Source organism: Ferdinandcohnia jepli (assembly GCF_047246645.1).
In the GTDB taxonomy this organism is placed as follows: domain Bacteria; phylum Bacillota; class Bacilli; order Bacillales; family Bacillaceae_L; genus Ferdinandcohnia.
In genome coordinates this window covers 47552-66960 of record NZ_JBFOKR010000001.1, presented here as the reverse complement: position 1 = coordinate 66960, position 19409 = coordinate 47552, and the positions used below count along the sequence as shown (strand labels likewise).

Genomic DNA, 19409 nt, shown 5'->3' with positions numbered 1-19409 from the left:
CAGTATTTTAGCCCGATGAGTGACCTCAAGATGAAATATCGCAACGCGAGGGCGTTCATTAGCCCGATGAACGCCCTCACGACGAGATAAACTCTGAATACAAAATTGCCATTAAACTATCATCTTAGTCAAACAGCACCAATTGTTCGGTCTCCCCTAATCGGTCAATTGTCTTAGGATCATGGTCTTGAAAGTATGCATGGTGAAGCCATTTTTCTTTTGTCATTACCTTTTTATTTGAATCGGTTGATGCTCTTAGACGGCAGCTATAGATGACAGGAAAGTAATCCTGTAGGAACTTACCTTCTGCGTGAGCAGTTAAGGCAATAATTTGAAATCCTAATTGTTCGGCTACAAAGAATACTGGGCTGAGAACATGGTCGCTGGATGCTTTTCCAAACGGATTATCTAGAATAACGGAACGATGGCGTTTCATGTTTGGTTGAATATGTTGTTTTTTCTCAGCAACATAGTTGAGGATACCAAGGAAAAGTGTCATATTTTTACTCCATTTTTCCCCACCAGACCAGACATTACTTTGCTCCCATGAGTAGGATCGTGTTGTTACTTTATTATCATTCGTTACTTTTCGACAACTAACTTTCATGACTTCGTTGTTCATTACTTGTTGGATTAGTTGTTTGGATTGTAGCCACATTTCAACTTCTTTACGTATTTTTCCATCATCTTGAATTCCATCTTGATTTAAAAACCGGTCAGATTCTAATTGTTGGAGAATCCATTCAATATAATCTCTTATCCTCGTTTTTCCGACTTCCTCTTCCCATTCCGGTATAGAAAATGTAAAGATTTGTTTCCAATCATCGCCTACTTTTACTTTTGTTTTCTTTGGAATTTGCCTTAATTCCTCAACAAGTGTTTGTAAATGGGAATGGATCTGATTAATAAATAATTGTAAATCTTCATCACTTTTCCTAATATGCTCGTTCGCATACTTCGAGATGTTATCGATTCGAATCATCATATTTTTCTTAAATTCAATAATGTCTTGATAACTTTGCTTAGTCTCAACACCGTTTATCGCCATATTCTGCAATTTAATATCTGAAATGCGATTCAAACAGAATTCTCTAAATCTTCGTTTTGAAATCTCTACTTTCTTTTTCTCATTTTCCACAAGCTCTTTATGATTTGTTAATGCATCCGTAATCGATGAAACAACTTTTTTTCTATTATAGATATATTCCATTAATTCTTCCGATTTTAACGGTATGGCAACAATATCTGGGGCTGTAAAATGATGTCCCTCTACAAATCGGTCAAGACCATGTTCAGCTTCTTCAATATTTCTTATCTCTCTGTCAAGTCTCTTTATTTCCTGGTCTATATACTCTTTTCGCTCTATTAGTATGTTTTTTTCAGAATCAATTTCTTTTGCTATCTCAGAAATATCCATTGAAAACTGAATGATATCGATATTGTCGAATCTTTCTTTATATTGCTCAATTTTCAATTCCCACTTACCCTTTTGTTTTTCTCTACTGGAATTTTTCGTATGCAACTCATTAGTAATAGAATCGGTTTCATTCTTTAACGATTTAAGCTTTATCCATATATTTTTTAGTAACTGCTTACCATCAATAGGAAAATTACGATTTTCATCAATATTGCTATGCTCGTTAACAAATTCTGCTATTCGTTGATCCAATGTAGATAATGCTCTAGTTATACCTTCCCGTCTAGCTAATAATTCTCCCTGCGATACATTAATCTGACGAATTTTTAACTCTAAATCATAGATTTGGTCCTTTATTACCTTTTTACTTTTTCCAGTAAAAAGAGGAGTTAATGCTTTAAGGTCCTGGTAATCATCTTCTTCATTTAAGAAGGCTACTTTACTATCGATATCCTTCAAACGACTCTCAAGACTGTTTTTATCTTCCAAAGTAGCGGATAGCAGCTTTTGAACTTTTTCCTTTTCTTTAACTGCCAATCCTAATGAGTCACGAACACTTATTTCTTTTCGTCTAGCTTCCTCAACCTCTTTAAAGTATTGGATATACTCATATCCTCGTTCAATTTTACTATCTAATCCTTGTTTTTCTGAACGGTGACTCTCAATAGTAGATTTATTTACTGAGACCTTGGCATTTAATGATTCAACTTTACTTCTTTCACTACTGACTTTCAAACTCAGTTCTTCCACAAGATTCTTTAGTTTGACGAGTTCTTCTTTTAAAGCCACATATTCCCCATACGGATACTGATTGAGGAAATTAGTAAACTCCAGCCTTGCACTTTCCCAGCGTTTACTTTCATTCTCTTTATCTATTCTCTTTTTCGTAATACTTTGTGCTTTACTTTCAATCTGCTCTTTCCAATCGTTGAAAACCTTTAAATCTATATTATCTTTCCAGTGTGATGGTACAATCCAATTCTCATTCACATCATCTTTTAGGCCTACAACTTCTTCAGTTGAAAGAACAGTAATAGGAAACTGAATCCGATCCGAAACATGATTGATTTTTTGTATTAGTTGTTGTTTAGCCTTTCCGGTCGTAATTAAGGTAAGTGGCCACAAAAAATAATCCCTTAGCTTTTCTTGATCAGCTGTATCCAGAGATTGAAAATATTCGACCCCAGTGACCAAATAATCGACCTGATTCTTCCATGAACTCAGCTGTTCCTCAATATAAGGGTCACCAAAGAAAACCTCTTGATTTCCGTAATCATCCACATATCTTAGGGCAATTCGTTCACGTAATAAAAGTGAGTTGCGTTCCCGTTGCAGCTTTTCTATCTCATCAGTAATCCTTGAATCAATAGAATCCTGTTTTAAATATAAACTTTCAATACTTTCCCATTGAGGTCTAACCGAAGTAAGAGAATTGATTACTATCTTTTCTGCTTTTTCAATCGCTGACAAATGGGAAGCTACACTTTGTTCTCTAGCATTTACCTCTAGATGCTCTGATTGATATGCTTCTTTTCTTACTTCCGCTTCCCTGATATCAGCAATAAGTTGTTTTTCTTCTTGAACTAACCGTATGATCTCATCGTCTAAAAATTGGGAACGCTGCTGCCATTTTGCTAGTTCACTTTTTATGTCTTCTTGTTCAGGGTTTGCAAGTAGAATCTGCTTAAGCTTCTGCATATCTTTTAAACGATTTTTTATGAGACCATTACTATCAGAAAGTGTCTTTTCTAACAACTTTATATTGTTTTCGAATTCATTACTTTTTGCTTCCAACTTTTCAACTTGCAAGATAATAGGATTTAATTCGTAAGAAAGAGTTTGTTTTAAATCAGCAAGCTTTTCCATTTCCTCTAAAAAATAACCTAATAATGCTCGTTTCGCTTCCTCATGCTGATCTTCATAGTTGATCAGTTCCTCATTCCTGTCTAGTTGAGCCAATTCTACATTAATTTGATTGAGGCTGTCCTCATGTTCCGTTTTTTCTTGTTTAAGCTCAGCTACTTTTAATGAGTAATACTCCGCTTGGTGATGCTTTAATTCGTCTTCTTTTTGAACCTTTTCACCTAGTACTTTTTTATATTCAGTATCAAGTTCGTTATACGTTGTTTCTTCTACTAAAATATCATAGGAAGCCGCCTTAATTTCATGTTTATCATTAGACTTATTCCACTCTTCTAACTTATTGTACAGGTCATTTTGTTCATCTTTTATTTTATATTTCTGGGAAAGTGTCTCATTCCACAGGCCCTTTGCCAGTTGCTTTGATTGTATATATTTCAGTTCACTATTGTGAAGCTTTTCAAATGTCTCTACATACTGCTCTAATTGGATCTGAATTTGCTTATTTTCTTCAATTGTTTCTTTCAACTTTTTATAGTTTTTGAAGCTAGTATGCTGTTGCTCAAACATATCCGCAAAGATGGAAGAATCATGACCCACAATTGAATCTTCAACAGTTGGAATAAGCAGGCGGTCAAAAAGCTGGTTTGTACTTTTACAATCATCAAAAAACGCCTCTACTCCACCCTCAGAACTGTTAATTTTCACAACACTTTCCCATTCGCTTGAGATAATATGATACTGTTCCTCGATGAAGGCTTTATAATCCTTAATTGTATTAAATGTTCTTGCCAGGAACGAACGTTCACGCATATTGCTATAATAATCCTGCATCTCCCCTCGTTCCGCTGTACGTTTTCCGTCTTTTCCTTCTTTAACAAAGGGAATCCCCTCAATACCGTTATGGTCTAGTGGATCATATTCATAGACATACCGTAGTGAATCTAAACCATGTTTAGTTGTAAATAGAGATACTGCTGTAACAACATAGCGCCTAGGTTGATCGCTCATAATCCATTCAATTGCAATATGTGCGGGTGCATTCTCAAGGGTAAGTGTGTTCTTAATTTTTCTATCTGCTAAATCAACATGTGGTAAAATCGCTTGCAAAGCAGTTTGAATAAGAACCGTTTTTCCGCCTCCATTTTCTAGAAGGATAGCACCATTATGACCGTCAAATAAAAATAGCTCATCATTATAACGCTTATTACCCTCTTCGTATACAACGTTTGTTAACCGTATCTTACTAATGGATGGCATTTTCTTCAGTCCTTTCAAAACCATAAATAAATTCAAAAATCCCTTTATTGTACTCAACTTCCATGAAAAATCGTTGAATAATTGTCTTGGCTTTTTCAGTTAAGGTAATCTCATCATTACCAATCTCTTGGACAATATCCTGATCAACGAGGAACCTCTTCACTGTATCAATAAAACTCAGTCGGCTTATCGTGTTTCCGCTTTGTCTTTTTGCTGTTTCCTTCACGTCGTCCATATCATCCCATTTTTCAATAATCAAACTCCAATTGTACGAAAACTCTTTTTCAAGTTCCCTTAACTCCTCTGCATCATGGGACTTCAATTGCTCAATACGGTCATTTATGAAATGAGCCCATTCATCAATCCGTAAAAATTGCCTGGTCGGTTCTTGGCTCTGGTACGTATCATAAAAACTCCCAAAAAGTATGATAGTTGAAAAGTATAAAAGATAAATATCTCCGTTTGTTGCACCAGAACGCAAGTAATTGCGTTTAATCCAGTCATTGCTTACATGAAAAGGGGAAAGTTTTGTTCGAGGCACAAAGAACAACTGCTCACTTGTTCGTATAATCACACAATCCACTTCATGACAAAATCCATCAAGTAAGCTTCGAATATCATCATCAGCCTTATATTGTTGAACTGCTTCAAGACCAGCTACTCCTTCACGGGCTAACTTTGTATATAATTGAAATGCCTTCATCACTTTTTGCTCAGAATAATTCATCTTCTACTCCTTCTACGTGGAACATCATCTCTTGAATCGAGAAGCGCTCTACACGTCTAATAATACTAGTCCCCTCTGTTATGGTTAATCTCCGACCACCTAATAGAGCTAAGGCTTCCCCTAGTAATGTGTTGTCCTTATCGTCCTCATCCTCACCCTTAGAAAGTGGAGAACGCTGGTGAAGTATAAGCCAGAACTCATAAAAATAGCGTTCCTGATAAAAGTCAGACTTACCTATTGCATCCAGATAATCCATAAAGTTAGACAGCTTGTCTCCTTTATCATTTTCTGCTGCAACTAAAAACAGTTCCATAATGTCACGGTATTTTGTTGTAAGCCATTGTCGGTATGGATCTTTTTGCTCTACACCTTCAACTTCAATAAAGCCTTGTTCAACTTTTTCTTCCCGTTCTTCCGAAATATTTTGTTCAGCAAGTACAGCTAAAGGTGACCAAAATTGATTTTCTTCAACCTTAAGAAATGGTTGAAGTATTCCCTTCATCGCATCAAGAGGAAGTGGAGTTGAAATGATTCTGGCTACCAGGTCCTGGTCAAAGTTAAAGGATTGAATTCCAGTGTAGTATAAAGATTCTTGTGCTGTAACCAACGTTGTATTTTTTAATGAGAGTGTTTGTTCGAGTAAACGTGAGTGTTCATAATGAACCCCTTCTAGTTCTCTTGTAATCTTTAATACAAGTTCATAAGTTCTCTTCTCTTTTTGGTGAACATCCTTTGAATACAGTCGTTCCCTGGTTTCTTTCACAAAAGTCCTTAATTCCTTAAATTCTTCATCTTCGCGGGTAAGGCGACTATATATATCTTCTAAAAGCTGTTTATAGCGGTCAAAGGTATCCTCTGAGACAATACTGCGTTGAATTTCGTGTTTTAATTTACTCATTCTTTCTTCTAAATTCTCAACATCAATTCTCATCTCATTAATCTGCCTTAATGCGCCTTTAAATTCACCCTTATCTAATTGCTTTCGAAGCATTAATTGATTAATAGAAAGCTGGAATTCACTATAAAACTCTTTTGTTGCAAAAACTAACTCCAGACCATCTTCATCTAGGGTATAGTACTGAGTATTGGTTTTTAAATCAAAATCATTTGCCTTTAATATGGAATACTCGATCACTTCATCTTTGTTTTCCTCCCAGTTAAAAAAGGAGTAGCCTCGCTTTCTTCCGGTCGTGGGGCGAAAGGTCTGAATAATGGAGCGAGCTAATTTCTCATATGAATCATCTTCTAGGTGGTACTGTTCTTTTGTAAGTAGCCGCAAAAAATCAGCCAACTGTCTTATCCCTGTTTTGTATTGGCGCATAAGCTTCTGTTCAAAAAAGAACAGCAACGTTAAAAGACCCAGCCCTTTCATATCAATTGTTTTATTTTCTAAATCGAGCTCTCGTTTTCTATCTAGTTCATATAAAGGATCAAAAAGGGCAAGCCTTCTCATACGCTCACTAAAGCCACTTGTTATTTCCTGTAAATCTAGCTTGTCCAATTTGTGCCCCTCCATATCTGCTGTAGTTCCTTTGTTCGTAGTGTTTCTTGAGGATGATAGTGTCCGCTTTTTAGTATACTTTTTATTTGTTGTTGCTCATCAAGTGGAAACGAAGCTAAAAACTCCTCAAGTGCGTCACTGCGCTCTTTTTGGTACTCTTTACCTGGCACTGAATCTTTTTGCAGACATGCCTGATAAAATGGTATTGCCAAATCTACTAGTTGCTTTTTACGCAAAGAATACCAAATTGAGATTCCTTCAAGGTCAATGTCACCAAAATAATAGAAACGATGAGTAGCTTCAACTGGGTATTGCATAGTAAATTGTTCAATACTTTTTATAATTGCCTTACCTTGTCCATAGAGTAATGTTGAAAACATAGTTTCTTTCAAGACAGGCAATAACCCTTGATAGGTTGTTTTATTTTCAACAATTAAATGATATTGAACTGTTTCATTTATGTTCAGGGGATTAATTGCAAACATAAGAGGTTCAGAGACTGGTATTATAGAAAGCTTAGTATATAGACCAACTCTCTCAAGAAGTTCCTTCCCACCTTTTTCAATAATCCACTTTTCATCTCCAACTAACTCAAAACTTCTCTCCGGTGCCGGGACTTGTTCCTTTGGGAATGAATTCGTCTCTAAATAATGATTAACTTTTTCAAGGTAAGGGAGGTCATGTTTCCATATGGAAGGGTCTTTACCGTAATAGTCATCAAGGTTAATAGAAGGATGTAAAACAGTACGATAACGTTGCAGTTCTTTATGGTAATCCTCTGTTAAAAGACTTTTATTAATACGGTATTGGAAGGCTAAAGAAGGTGTTCTTGCGGTACGCCCTTTCGACTTGACCATAACTAACACTTGCTCTTCTTCCAGTTGTATCAAAGCATCTGAAAAATCTTCGTATGTATAGAAATACGGTTTAAAAAATTGTTCAAGTTCAGATAATTGAACCGTTTTTTTCTGAAAAGTCGCCAATATTTTTCTTATTTCATCCAAAGGTATCACTCCCTGCTTCCTAGTAAATAAGCACCAGTTACATTCAACCTTCACTTATTTAACTTTATCTTGCATAACACTCAAAATCTACCTAAAATTTTACAATCTTTTCAATTTCAATTGTACTAAATTCTTTGAAGTGGTGCAGTAGGATTTTATTGGTTCTTCTCCAATCCCCCCTCCAAAAGTCCCGATTTTTCTAATATTTGTGTCTTATTATGTGGTGTAATACATGCTAAAATGAATAGACTATTGTAATAACAAGTTTGGAATATGAATTATTTGGGAAAATAATGAAAAACAACAGTTAGTGTGGTGACAGCATGAACAAACGAAAATTTATCATTATGATTGTTAGCCTGTTAGTAGTGGCTGTAGGCAGTCTGATATATATTTTATCTCTGGACTCTGAGGAAACGATACAAGCAATTAATGCTGTACCCCCTGTTTTAGAGGAAAAAGTAGAAGTGGTTACTGCTACTGTTCCTGTTGAGGAACAGGTACCAGAACAGGAAATGATGGAATCAACTGATAACGATGAAGCTGCAACCACTTTTAAAGAAGGACTAAAAGAAAAAGTACGTGAGGTAATTGTAGGGACGATTAAATTGTTCAAGCCTGAGGACTTACGAATTGTGGCAATAGGGGATTCGCTTACCCAAGGAGTTGGTGATGAGACGGAGAGCGGCGGATATGTGGGAATCTTAAATCATACGTTCGAGGATAATAATCTCAATATCAGTATTGAAAACTATGGTAAAAAAGGGAATCGTACAGATCAGTTGCTCAAACGCCTTGAGAAAAAGGAGATTCAATCTTCCATTGAAAAAGCCGATACTGTCTTAGTGACAATTGGAGCAAACGACATAATGCAGGTTGCTAAAAACAATTTATCCAATCTTAATATGGATCCTTTCATTGAGGAGCAACAGGGATACACCGAGAGATTAACTGCTATTTTCACTAAAATAAATGAATTAAACCCAGATACTCAAATTTATTTGATTGGATTTTATAATCCATTCGAACAGTATTTTTCTGAAATTGAGGAATTAGGTATTATCGCAAGTAATTGGAATGCTGCTGGAAAAACAGTTACCGATGAATATGAGAATGCACATTTTATACCTGTAGCAGACCTATTCACAGGTGCTGGAACGAGCCTTCTTGCAGATGATTATTTCCATCCAAACACAAGTGGTTACAAACTAATTGCGAAGCGTGTACTTGAACATATGAACGAACTTAGTATTGATACGGATATTCACTCAGAAACTGAACTAGATGTAACTGAACAGCCAGAAGAACAGCCATAATTGGTTGAAACCGCTAGGATTAATGATCCTAGCGGTTTTTCATACTTCCCTTCAAATTGACAGTACAATTCATTAGTTGTATTATTATTTATTGTGTAATTAGATAGTTAGCCTAACTAACTATCTTTTCAAAATGGAGGTTGTTATGCCGAATCGTAAAATTTTTACTAACCTATCAAATTTTTATCGGCCTTTTATTAATAGACTAAATGTACATCTGGCTCCTCATAACTTATCTAACTCCCATTGGAACGTTATGCGTACACTAAAAAATGAAGAATCGCTTACGTTTCAAGACATTGCAAAAGCAAACCACATTGAAAAGCCCAGTGCTTCCAGTCTGATTCATAAGTTGATTGCAAGTGGCTATGTTGAAACCGTCGAGGGAACTGATAAACGTTCCAAACTTGTCCGATTAACACCTTTGGGAGAGCAAGTGTATGATGAAATTCTTCACATCATTGATAAATGGTTAGAAACGCTTGTCGAAGGTATACCCGAAGAAAATAAACTCATTGTGGAAAACGCACTTGAAGTTATGATAAAAAACCTAAAGAAATAAGGGGATTATATGAAAAACTCACAACAAGAACCACTCTGGACAAAAAACTTTATAATTGTTTCTTCTATTAACTTTTTGATAATTTTGATGTTCTACCTGTTAATTGTAACGATAGCAGAGTACGCTGTTACTCAATTTGGAGCATCAACAAGTACGGCAGGTTTAGTTGCTAGTATCTTTATTATTGGTATCCTTGTAGGTCGTTTAATGTCAGGAAGGATTATGCTTTCAATTGGAAACAAGAAAACTCTTTTTATGGGTCTCTCTTTCTTGGCAGTCATGACTCTTTGTTATTTTATAGCAGGAACCTTACCATTGCTGATGGTAATCAGGTTACTTCATGGTGTTGCGGTCGGGATAGTAAGTACAGCAACAGGTACAGTAATTGCACAAACAATCCCTTCATCAAGAAGAGGTGAAGGAATCGGATACTTTAGTATGAGTATCGTACTCGCGTCAGCGATCGGGCCGTTTATCGGAATGTTATTAACCCAATCCTTCGCAAGCTACAATGTCATTTTCATATTTAATACTGTACTTGTCGCTATTTGTATTGCGACAGCTTTTTTAGTAAAAATAGATAATAGTACGCAGAAGACCCCTAGTAATCCAGAGACAAAACCGGGCTTTTCTATTAAAAATTATCTTGAACCCAAATCACTCCCCATTTCATTTATTGCGTTATTAATTGGTTTTTCATATTCAGGAGTAATGTCGTTTTTATCATTTTACAGTAAAGAAATTAATTTAGTTGAAGCTGGTAGTCTATTTTTCTTAGTATATGCAATTGCTATTTTACTTTCCCGTCCGTTTACCGGTCCTCTTATGGATCGACGCGGGGCAAATATCGTGATTTATCCAGCTCTCACTCTGTTTGCTTTAGGAATGCTTTTATTTAGCCAAGCATCAACTAGTTTTATTTTCTTATTTGCTGCTTGTATAATTGGTTTGGGTTACGGTAACTTTACGTCGATTGCCCAAACACTTGCTATTAAAGGGATTGAAACCCAACGACTGGGTCTAGCAACAACAACCTATTTTGTACTCTATGACCTCGGGTTGGGTGTAGGGCCATTTTTACTTGGATTCTTTGTACCTACTTTCGGATATCGTAATGTTTTCTTGGGTATGATTCCAATTATAATAATATCAATCGTTCTATATACCCTACTGGTTGGTCGAAATGAGAAAGTAAATACAACTAAACGTAAAGACAAGGCGCTGTAACATTGGCCTTGTCTTTTCTCTTTTTATATTTTAAACTTTCTAATCAAGCTTTGTAATTCTTCTGCCATATTCGCTAGTGAACGGGATGATGAGGATATCTCTTCCATTGAAGCTAATTGTTCCTCAGTTGATGCTGATACCTCTTGGGTGCCAGAAGCAGCCTTTTAAATTCACACTCTCAATTCATCTATTAATTATCCTTTTTCACTTCTCTCCATTGCCCCCAACACTGCCTGCACCAAAATCTCTGTCCCATCAAACAATGCCTCATGGTCAAACTTCATTTTGGGATGATGTAAGCCTGGTGCCAAATTACAGCCAAGCCCCAGCATCGTAGCTTTTAAATGTGGTCTTTTAATAGTATAAAAATGAAAATCGTCTCCACCTGTTGTGACCAGTGGTCTCTCTGTGTTCTCCATTCCTAACACATCAACAATTGCGTTTCGCATAATTTCCGTAGCTTCTTCATTAACTACTGCAGCCGCGATATAAGCTGTCTCTTCAAGTTCAATTTTCACCTGGTACATTTCCTGTAGAGTTTGAACTTGTTTTTGGATTTTGCTGACAAGTTGATCCATGATTTCATTTGATTGCGCACGTAGATCAAGGCTAAACGATGCATTGCCAGGGATAATGTTTTGGCTACTTCCTCCAGCATGAAATGACGTCATTTTAACTGTATATGGTGTCATGGAATCAAGATGAATTCCATTCAGCATGTTTACTAGCATTGCTCCCACTTCAATGGCGTTTGCCCCGAGGTGTGGGCGTGCACCATGCAGGTCATCTCCACTAATTTTTCCGCCTAGCAATCTTGCAGAGCCATGTACAATGACAGGTGTTGCCTTACCAAGTGCCATTTCTTGCATCGGACGCAAATGAACACCAAATAAGTAGTCGACATCATCAACTACACCATCTTCAACAAAACGAAGTGCCCCATTCCCTTTTTCCTCAGCCGGCTGAAAAATAAACCGAATCGTTCCTTTTGGTCTCTCAGCAAGTGAACTCAATACATACATTGTCCCCAACACCATTGCCATATGGGCATCATGTCCGCATGAATGGTTGGCGCGAAACTCTCCGTCTACTTCCTGCCATAATGCATCAATATCAGCCCGAATCGCAATAACAGGCTTTCCTTCTCCTATTTCACCAACTACTCCAGTTGTATCGGGAAATGTTCGAACACGGCAACCCTGTTTCTCTAATACATCTGCTATGTAAGCTGTGGTATTTATCTCTTCCCAACTAATCTCCGGATTCTCGTGGAGATGGTAAAAAGCATCTAAAACGGCTTGCTTATAGTCTGAAACTAGCTGTAACATATCAGAACTCCTAACTATTTTATTATTCTGAATCTATGAAACTATTGTACATTACTGAAATCATATTTCAACTACTGGATAACGATGTTCTCTGTCAACAATATGCGGCTACCTTTTTATGTATTCATATTGGAGCTCCTCTTGGATCTATCTATTCAACAAACGATTATGTATGAACTCAATTCACACTTGAGATGCAATTGTCTTAAACTCAAGTATACCTTGATAGGAAACTATACCACTAGAAGTTACACTTGTCTTATACTAATAGAAGAGGTGAATGTTTTGTTTGACATGAAAAAAGTTGGAAAGAAAATTGGACAGTTGCGAAAGGAAAATAAAATTACACAGATGGTGCTTGCAGATCAGTTAGGGGTTAGCTTTCAAGCAATAAGTAACTGGGAACGTGGCGAAACGATGCCAGACATTTCTAAGCTCCCGGAGCTTGCAAGGATCTTTAATATCTCGATTGATGACATTTTAGGTAATAGTAAAGGCACACAATTAGTCAAGAATATAGTAAATGATGATAATCTTACTGATCCAGTAACAATTGACAAAGAGGAATTCATATCTGTTGCTCCAATTCTTACTATAGACCTGGCAGACAGAATTTATCAAAATATAGAAGATGATCTCTCTTCAAGAGATTTAACACTGGTAGCTCCTTACCTAAGTCAGGACATCCTTAACGAGTTAGCTATAAAAGAATACAAGTTAACCGGATTAAAAGGATTAGTACCTCTAGCACCATATATAAGCCAAGAAATACTTGATGAATGTGCAGAAAATGAATGTAAGCTAAATGGAATTAACACTTTAGCATCAGTAGCTCCTTTTATAAGTGAAGAATTGATTGATAAGAGTGCCAAGAATGAATATGAAACCAACGGGTTTAGAGGGTTGACATCAATGGCACCTTTTATAAGTCAAGAGGTCATCGACGAGTGCGCAATGAAAGAGCTTGAGTTAAATGGGTTAAAAGGGTTATCATCGATAGCACCTTTTATTAGTCAAGTGATTATTGATGAAGGTGCTAGAAAGGAATCCGAGGTAAATGGCCTTGCCGCTCTTTCAGCTATCGCCTATACTCTAAGTGATGATGTGTTAAGTGAATGTGTCCAAAAAAGTTATCTACTACATGGGATTCAATCACTTGTTTCTGTTGCACCTTATATTAAAAAAGAACTTTTGAATGAATTGGCCAAAGATGCAATTTCTAAAAATGGAATGAGCGAAGTTATTACGATTTTACCTTTTATTGATGAAAACTTAATTCAAGGAATGTTTTCCAAGTAAACAGTGACCAAAGTATAGTAGGTGATACCACGGAGTATCACCTTATTCTTTTTATTGGACTATATAAACTACACATACTTCTCCATACGAATATCTGTCCACATCTTATCTTGCCAGTATGTAAAATTCTCAATTCTGCCGATTTCCTTATAGCCCAGCTTTTGATAGAGTTTCTGTGCATGTGTATTAAATTCAAATACACCTAATTCTACACGGGTAAGTCCCTCACTTTTAAGTTCACGCTCTAAATATTGAATGGCTTCATATCCTATACCCTTACCTCTTCCAGCCGCTTCACCTATTGTAATTCCTAGCCAAGCTGTTCCAGGTTCTTTTTTTAAAAGATGACCCGGATCAACAATATAGTTCATTTCACCAATTAACTGGTCATCCAGATAAATCAAATAGATGTGAAAGTCTTCTAAGCGTTCGGTTAAAGTCTCTACAGTTACCGTAGTATAACGATTCAAATCTGAACTATTTTGATTTGGTCGAATCAAATGAACTATAGCCGGATCGTTTTCCCATTTCGTAAACACTTTAGCAATTTCTGCCGTAGGCTCAGTTAGTTTTGTAAAATGATATGTCATTGTGTATCCTTTCTTTATGTCTCAATTAAATGATAAATAAGCTGTACAACACCAGAAGAAAATCGTCTTGAATCAACCAATTTCAAATTTACCCTCTGCTTTATATCGATAAATAAAGGTTTACCTTCTCCCAATACAACGGGGTGAACAGATAATCTAAATTCATCTACCAGACCTAGATTTATAAAAGTTGTAATTAGACTAGCCCCACCATATAACCAGATATCCTTACCAGGTTTGTTCTTTAGTTTCGTTACTTCTTCAAGAATATGGTCGGTTATGTAAGTTATTTTAGTATCGGTAAGATTTTGGTTTCGTGTAAACACAATCTTTTCCTTACTATGGATGACATCCCACATTTCTTTATCGTCGTCAGATTCAACGGCTTGAGAAGCATATTCCCCCCATAGATCAAAGCTTTTTCTACCATATAAAATGGTATCAATAGAATGTAAGAAATCAATAAATTTCATTTCGGGGTCCATTATGCACCAATCAATCTCACCTTTTGGCCCTTCGATAAGTCCATCCAAGGTAACTGCCAGGTCTAACACGACTCTTCTTGTTTTGTTGTTAGTGGCCATCTCTCTACCTCCCTTACTATGTTTTCATAAATTAATTCTTTAACACTGAGAGATTACATTTGTGATAATACGAAGACCTCTCTATCACTATTACTTCTAATAACCAATTCTCCATATGCTCTTCATCAAGAAACTTTTTATTATAAATCTTCCACAAAAATAGCCTTAATCCTTCTAGGATCAACGCTACTCTTAAAAAGATTTTACATTTTACATTACGCTCAACAACTAGTTATGTACCGGATATCGATCGTTGTGGCATAATTACATAACCTTTTGCTCGCCTTGATTTAAGTACTTTTATCAAGTGGTCCTCAAGAGAGGCTTTGCATGTTACCTCAATAATAACCTCACTTTTAGTACTTGCTTGACTTTTCATTTTCTTTTTATTAACTAGTAATTCAATAAGTAATCCCAAAAGGAAGCCACCTACAAGTCCAAGCAGTCCCCAAATGATTGGTCCCCACTCCCACACGAAGCCGTAGATAGCACCAAGAACAGCAAAGATTGTTGCGCCCATCATAGCTCCATCCAAAATGCTTCTTCCATCAACTCGGTGAATAGTGTCAAGGATATGTATTTGTGAGTCAAGGTTTTCTAACGGTAATGCCACGATGTTTTGTGAAGGGACTCCCATCTTTTCAATTTCATGAATAGCCATTTCGACAAAGGGCGAATGATCGAATGTAGCAATTATCTTTGTTGAGTTTTCTTCTATTTTGATTGGCTGTGTCAAGTTTGCATCCCTCACTCGCAGAAACCGGATTTGCTCGATATCGAATAGTGTATTATTTTCAGTTACTGATACGTAAGCCTGATAAATGGCAAAAGCGTACATAGAAGGCAAGAATAAAAACCATTGCCAATCAACGGATGCCGTTACTTTATCAAATTCCCCCAGAAAGGAATGAAGAAAGATACGAACAGCTGTAGCTTTATAACAAACAAAGACCCACCAAGCCAAAATAAATGTGCCTACAACCGTACTGCCACCATATAATTGCCCCAATCCAGGTGTAAACACCGACCAAAGCAAGCCAGTTGAGGGGCTTTTTTTGTCAAGAATGACAACATCAAAAAAGCTAACATCAGACGGTGTGATAGGTGCATCTTCAATTTCGGCCAACACATGACTTTTTTTGATTTCTACCGCACAACGGTAACTGTCCCAGATACAATATATAAATACTGCCACATAAAGCAAAGCCCAGTCCTTATTTAAGATCTCCCTAGCCTCATCAAATCTGCCAAGAAAAGAAAACGCAATTGCTATATTTAAATGGGACAAATTATTAACCACAAGCTCCCAAATAATAAGAATCAAACCATGTAAATATTTACCTACAAACATGTGACCAAAGCCTGGAAAAGCTGCCGACCACCAAGCTGCAATCCAAGGAGTACGGGGATATACCGAATTGGTCCCAAATACAGATATTATACCTTTGGAATAGCGTGGCTTTATAACAGCTGACTGAAACTTCTGATGTGGCATAATATTACTCCCCTTTGGACTTGTCTCTTATAATCTTACCAACAATTACCTATACTATTCTGCAGGCAGGACAGGTCTTTAGTCACTTTTTTTAAAATACATATGTTAAAATAAAGGTCCTTGGCAGGGGCAAAAAAAGGGAGACGGTGTACATAACACCATCTCCCTTTCTCATATTCCATTACTGTAAAAATGTCGCATCTCCCACATCAACATACATTGCTTTCCCACTGATAGCATCAATCGCCCTCACAGACCCAACCGTTTCTGGAAAATCAGGCACATAAGCTAAAGAGTATATGGACTTTCCGTCTTCATCATATTCACGGATAAACATAAGTTCCATTTTTAAATGCTTCTTATAAATTTCCTTTGCTTCTTTCTTTGTAATAGCAGGAATCGTTGGAAGCTTATTATATAGATGCTCTGAAGGGATATCCATGTTCATGTTTGTTACTTTCCCCGTATACTTCCCTATTGTAACTAGTGATACATGTTGGTCGACGCGAATCCCCTCGAGGTGCAAATGGAAATAAAACGTGTAACCATCTTCTTGTTCTACATATTCATCCCATACCTCTTCTTCATAGTCATCTTCCTCGAAGTCCTCGTCAGCGAAATCTTCGTCCTCATACTCCTCAACATCATCTTCCGCATCTTCAAGAAACTCTAATTTGAATCTTTCATGGGTGTCCGGAAACACCTTAAACATGAGATTTAAGGCACGTTCCTTCGCACGGTCGATCGCAATGTCCTCACCCTCATTTTCATGCTCCTCACCACTTACAACGTGAAGAAGTACATTCGTCTTTTCATCAAAACAAAGCTTTATCACAAGGTTATCTGTTTCATCCATGTCAACCGAAAATCCATCAACAGAATCATGTCTAGACCAGAATTCAATTCGCTTACCTGCTTCCACTTGTTTGTCCAATAGCTTATAGTCAGATGTCAAACCGATAAGTTCATAGAAATCCTGTGTAGGCATCTCCCGCTTTTCGATTGCCGTTTCAAAAGAGAATCCTTCATGAATACTTGGCGTATCAGAACCATCCACGGGAATATCCATAATTTGCTCAATTACGCTGTATGCCAAATGGTATTGATTATTACCATTTTTATAGACGTCTTGGTCAAACTTTTGGATATTCATCTCAAAATCTAATCCTTCGAGATACTTCTCTATAGCTTCTGCTTCGGAGACAACAATATCGGAATAACGAACTTCATATTCTTCGTCATATGAACAATAAAACCTTGTAACTTGTCCAGAAGTAGAAATAGAAACGGTAAATCCCGTACTATGTAAAAAGATCCCGTACTTCTCGTCCCTTTTTTCATACGTAACCATGTACGGATTGTCTAAGTCAAGAATACCAGAAAGCTCAAATTCCTTTTGCCCAGGATAAAAGGTATCAACGAAACACTGTGCAATTTCAGAGATTTGTTCTTTACGGAGTTCACCCTCAGGTTGTTCATCACACATTAACGAAAACCCAATAAGCTCCCCTTTTTCATTCAAGGAATAGCTACCGATTTCCTCATCAGTATCCGCATCAACTATGTCAAAACTCCCCTCATCATACTCAGAAACTTTGTCATATGCCTTTACTGGTAAAAAAGGCTGGAGCTTCACTATAATATTTCTCATCTGTGTCCTCCCGATAAAATATATATTTATAGTATTCTACCATAAATCTTTCCAACTATTACTAAGGTATCATTTTCGGGCAATACACTTTAAATTCTTTAGATAATACATATTGAAACATATAAGTGAGCAAAGGGAGATAACTTGAAAAACAGCAATATTACTGGTCTTCATCACGTTATCTGCTTGCAGACCATATGTAGACGCAGCTATTAATTAAAATAGAACAGAAAAACACCTATCCTTACATATTTTAGGATAGGTGTGTTATTTTTACCCTCAACTTATCTCATTTTACCTCGACTTTCAAAAAGTGGGTAACAACTCCATTCGAATAATCACAAGTTATAAGAAAATTATAGAACCCACGCTCTTTTGGTAGGACAAATTCATTATTTGATAGAGGCAGTTCTTCCCTTACTTTTAATCCGTCCATCTGATTCAACTTTATTCGTAATGGGGTTTTATTAACGAATTCCAACGTGACCTTATTATTTTTCTTTCCTTTTAAAATAGCAGCATTTTCTTCTAGAAGTTCAAGATCAGAGTCAATTTCATTATGAACACCAGCAATTTTTATCGAACTCGTTCCATTTGAAACCTTTACTGCATGTTTTCCTGTACTTGCATTCACACAGGGAATAAATACATCCGTACAATTTTCCTCAGTATAGATATCAACTTTAGTTGTACAGCCAGCTAAACTAACTACAGTAATAATGATTGCTAAAATAGATAAATGTACTAAATTACTTTTTATAGAAACCCCTCCTTAATAAAGTAAAAAAATACCAGTTACTATTATTTCGCTTCCAATGAGTTTATTTCCTCTTTTGAGTTTACATAGCATTTACGCCAAATGACCAGACTTTTCCTAAATAATCTATTAATTAACTTTTCCCCTTGGAATTTATTGTATAATTCAGTGTATATTTGTAGATTCTACTAGTTTTATTATTCTATTAAATACATTGAAAGACTTTATTGAAAAAATATTTTTTATTCTTGTAACGAAATAGGTTTTTTTCGGATATATAGGGTGAAAGGAGGCTGGGCTTTGGCAAATCTGGACAGTATTTATCGGCAATATGCAGATGATGTATTTAGATATCTGATGTGTCTTTGTCATGATCCGATTCTTTCGGAGGAGTTAACTCAGGAAACGTTTTATCAGGCTGTGAAATCCATAGACCGTTACAATGGTCAATGCAAAATGTCTGTTTGGTTATGTCAGATTGCAAAACATTCCTATTACAAATATGTTGATAAGAAACGAAAAACAAAGTCTCAAAGTCTTGAAGATTACCAATCGTTTGCGTCACCACTAACTAATCCAGAATCAGAATTGATTGAAAAAGAAGATAAGATCTCATTTTACCGAAAAATTTATGTACTAGAAAATCCCTATAGGGAGGTCGTACTATTAAGGATTCTTGGTGACCTCTCTTTTAAAGAAATAGGTGAAATCCATATGAAAACTGAAAATTGGGCAAGAGTTACATATTATCGGGCCAAAGAAAAGTTAGGAAAGGAAGTGGATACTGATGAATGAAAAATGTGCCATTGTTCGGGACCTATTACCCTCTTA

At 36.4% G+C, this 19409-nt stretch carries 15 protein-coding genes and 1 pseudogene; 5 read left to right on the top strand and 11 right to left on the bottom strand.

The features are described 5' to 3' along the window. Positions 1 to 124: 124 nt before the first annotated feature. The 4 genes from AB3M96_RS00345 to AB3M96_RS00330 are packed head-to-tail and all read right to left on the bottom strand — an operon-like array spanning position 125 to position 7769. Complete coding sequence (locus tag AB3M96_RS00345) at positions 125 to 4561, bottom strand: coiled-coil domain-containing protein (RefSeq protein WP_412965560.1); 4437 nt, start codon at positions 4559 to 4561, stop codon at positions 125 to 127. Further along, the gene (locus tag AB3M96_RS00340) at positions 4524 to 5264 is read right to left on the bottom strand and encodes a DUF6063 family protein (RefSeq protein ID WP_412965559.1); all 741 of its coding nucleotides are present in this window, start codon (positions 5262 to 5264) and stop codon (positions 4524 to 4526) included. Before AB3M96_RS00340 ends, AB3M96_RS00345 begins: the two co-directional genes overlap by 38 nt. Further along, a complete protein-coding gene (locus AB3M96_RS00335; RefSeq protein ID WP_412965558.1) occupies positions 5251 to 6765 on the bottom strand; it encodes a replicative DNA helicase in 1515 nt (504 codons plus the stop codon). Before AB3M96_RS00335 ends, AB3M96_RS00340 begins: the two co-directional genes overlap by 14 nt. Next, a complete protein-coding gene (locus AB3M96_RS00330; protein ID WP_412965557.1) occupies positions 6753 to 7769 on the bottom strand; it encodes a Wadjet anti-phage system protein JetD domain-containing protein in 1017 nt (338 codons plus the stop codon). The genes AB3M96_RS00335 and AB3M96_RS00330 overlap by 13 nt, the downstream gene beginning before the upstream one ends. 323 nt (positions 7770 to 8092) lie before the next feature. Here AB3M96_RS00330 and AB3M96_RS00325 point away from each other — a divergent pair, with 323 nt between their 5' ends. From AB3M96_RS00325 to AB3M96_RS00315, 3 genes are all read left to right on the top strand, one after another. After that, entirely contained in the window at positions 8093 to 9085 is a 993-nt protein-coding gene (locus tag AB3M96_RS00325) for an SGNH/GDSL hydrolase family protein (RefSeq protein WP_412965556.1), read from the top strand. 145 nt (positions 9086 to 9230) lie between these two features. After that, the gene (locus tag AB3M96_RS00320; RefSeq protein WP_412965555.1) at positions 9231 to 9647 is read left to right on the top strand and encodes a MarR family winged helix-turn-helix transcriptional regulator; all 417 of its coding nucleotides are present in this window, start codon (positions 9231 to 9233) and stop codon (positions 9645 to 9647) included. A gap of 9 nt (positions 9648 to 9656) precedes the next feature. Further along, entirely contained in the window at positions 9657 to 10874 is a 1218-nt protein-coding gene (locus tag AB3M96_RS00315) for an MFS transporter (protein ID WP_412965554.1), read from the top strand. Positions 10875 to 10897: 23 nt separating this feature from the next. On the opposite strand, the pseudogene AB3M96_RS00310 reads toward AB3M96_RS00315, so the two are convergent. Both AB3M96_RS00310 and AB3M96_RS00305 read right to left on the bottom strand, forming a co-directional pair. Next, positions 10898 to 11020: pseudogene (locus tag AB3M96_RS00310) on the bottom strand (hypothetical protein); the annotation flags it as partial. Between the two features lie 48 nt (positions 11021 to 11068). After that, positions 11069 to 12202, bottom strand: a complete 1134-nt coding sequence (locus AB3M96_RS00305; protein ID WP_412965553.1) for a M20 peptidase aminoacylase family protein — start codon at positions 12200 to 12202, stop codon at positions 11069 to 11071. Between the two features lie 294 nt (positions 12203 to 12496). On the opposite strand from AB3M96_RS00305, the gene AB3M96_RS00300 reads away from it, so the two are divergent. Further along, on the top strand, positions 12497 to 13501 hold the full coding sequence (locus tag AB3M96_RS00300; protein ID WP_412965552.1) for a helix-turn-helix domain-containing protein: 1005 nt from the start codon (positions 12497 to 12499) through the stop codon (positions 13499 to 13501). Positions 13502 to 13569: 68 nt separating this feature from the next. Here AB3M96_RS00300 and AB3M96_RS00295 read toward each other — a convergent pair whose 3' ends face one another. The 5 genes from AB3M96_RS00295 to AB3M96_RS00275 all read right to left on the bottom strand — a co-directional run bounded on the left by AB3M96_RS00295 (position 13570) and on the right by AB3M96_RS00275 (position 18455). Next, positions 13570 to 14091: a GNAT family N-acetyltransferase gene (locus tag AB3M96_RS00295; protein ID WP_412965551.1), complete on the bottom strand. Its 522-nt coding sequence runs from the start codon at positions 14089 to 14091 to the stop codon at positions 13570 to 13572. Between the two features lie 14 nt (positions 14092 to 14105). Further along, complete coding sequence (locus AB3M96_RS00290) at positions 14106 to 14675, bottom strand: dihydrofolate reductase family protein (RefSeq protein WP_412965550.1); 570 nt, start codon at positions 14673 to 14675, stop codon at positions 14106 to 14108. Positions 14676 to 14907: 232 nt separating this feature from the next. After that, positions 14908 to 16170 (bottom strand): hypothetical protein, encoded by a 1263-nt coding sequence (locus AB3M96_RS00285; RefSeq protein WP_412965549.1) that lies wholly within the window; start codon positions 16168 to 16170, stop codon positions 14908 to 14910. Between the two features lie 181 nt (positions 16171 to 16351). Beyond that, on the bottom strand, positions 16352 to 17821 hold the full coding sequence (locus AB3M96_RS00280; protein WP_412965548.1) for a YcdB/YcdC domain-containing protein: 1470 nt from the start codon (positions 17819 to 17821) through the stop codon (positions 16352 to 16354). 289 nt (positions 17822 to 18110) lie between these two features. Beyond that, a complete protein-coding gene (locus AB3M96_RS00275; RefSeq protein ID WP_412965547.1) occupies positions 18111 to 18455 on the bottom strand; it encodes a hypothetical protein in 345 nt (114 codons plus the stop codon). A gap of 423 nt (positions 18456 to 18878) precedes the next feature. On the opposite strand from AB3M96_RS00275, the gene AB3M96_RS00270 reads away from it, so the two are divergent. Continuing rightward, positions 18879 to 19373 (top strand): RNA polymerase sigma factor, encoded by a 495-nt coding sequence (locus AB3M96_RS00270; RefSeq protein WP_412965546.1) that lies wholly within the window; start codon positions 18879 to 18881, stop codon positions 19371 to 19373. Positions 19374 to 19409: the final 36 nt, after the last annotated feature.

Bases quoted from the DNA above. Each gene is read 5' to 3' on its own strand.
- AB3M96_RS00340 (WP_412965559.1), bottom strand. From the start codon at position 5,264: ATGAATTATTCTGAGCAAAAAGTGATGAAGGCATTTCAATTATATACA.
- AB3M96_RS00300 (WP_412965552.1), top strand. From the start codon at position 12,497: ATGAAAAAAGTTGGAAAGAAAATTGGACAGTTGCGAAAGGAAAATAAA.
- AB3M96_RS00305 (WP_412965553.1), bottom strand. From the start codon at position 12,202: ATGTTACAGCTAGTTTCAGACTATAAGCAAGCCGTTTTAGATGCTTTT.
- AB3M96_RS00280 (WP_412965548.1), bottom strand. From the start codon at position 17,821: ATGAGAAATATTATAGTGAAGCTCCAGCCTTTTTTACCAGTAAAGGCA.
- AB3M96_RS00290 (WP_412965550.1), bottom strand. From the start codon at position 14,675: ATGGCCACTAACAACAAAACAAGAAGAGTCGTGTTAGACCTGGCAGTT.
- AB3M96_RS00320 (WP_412965555.1), top strand. From the start codon at position 9,231: ATGCCGAATCGTAAAATTTTTACTAACCTATCAAATTTTTATCGGCCT.
- AB3M96_RS00345 (WP_412965560.1), bottom strand. From the start codon at position 4,561: ATGGTTTTGAAAGGACTGAAGAAAATGCCATCCATTAGTAAGATACGG.
- AB3M96_RS00325 (WP_412965556.1), top strand. From the start codon at position 8,093: ATGAACAAACGAAAATTTATCATTATGATTGTTAGCCTGTTAGTAGTG.
- AB3M96_RS00315 (WP_412965554.1), top strand. From the start codon at position 9,657: ATGAAAAACTCACAACAAGAACCACTCTGGACAAAAAACTTTATAATT.
- AB3M96_RS00285 (WP_412965549.1), bottom strand. From the start codon at position 16,170: ATGCCACATCAGAAGTTTCAGTCAGCTGTTATAAAGCCACGCTATTCC.
- AB3M96_RS00295 (WP_412965551.1), bottom strand. From the start codon at position 14,091: ATGACATATCATTTTACAAAACTAACTGAGCCTACGGCAGAAATTGCT.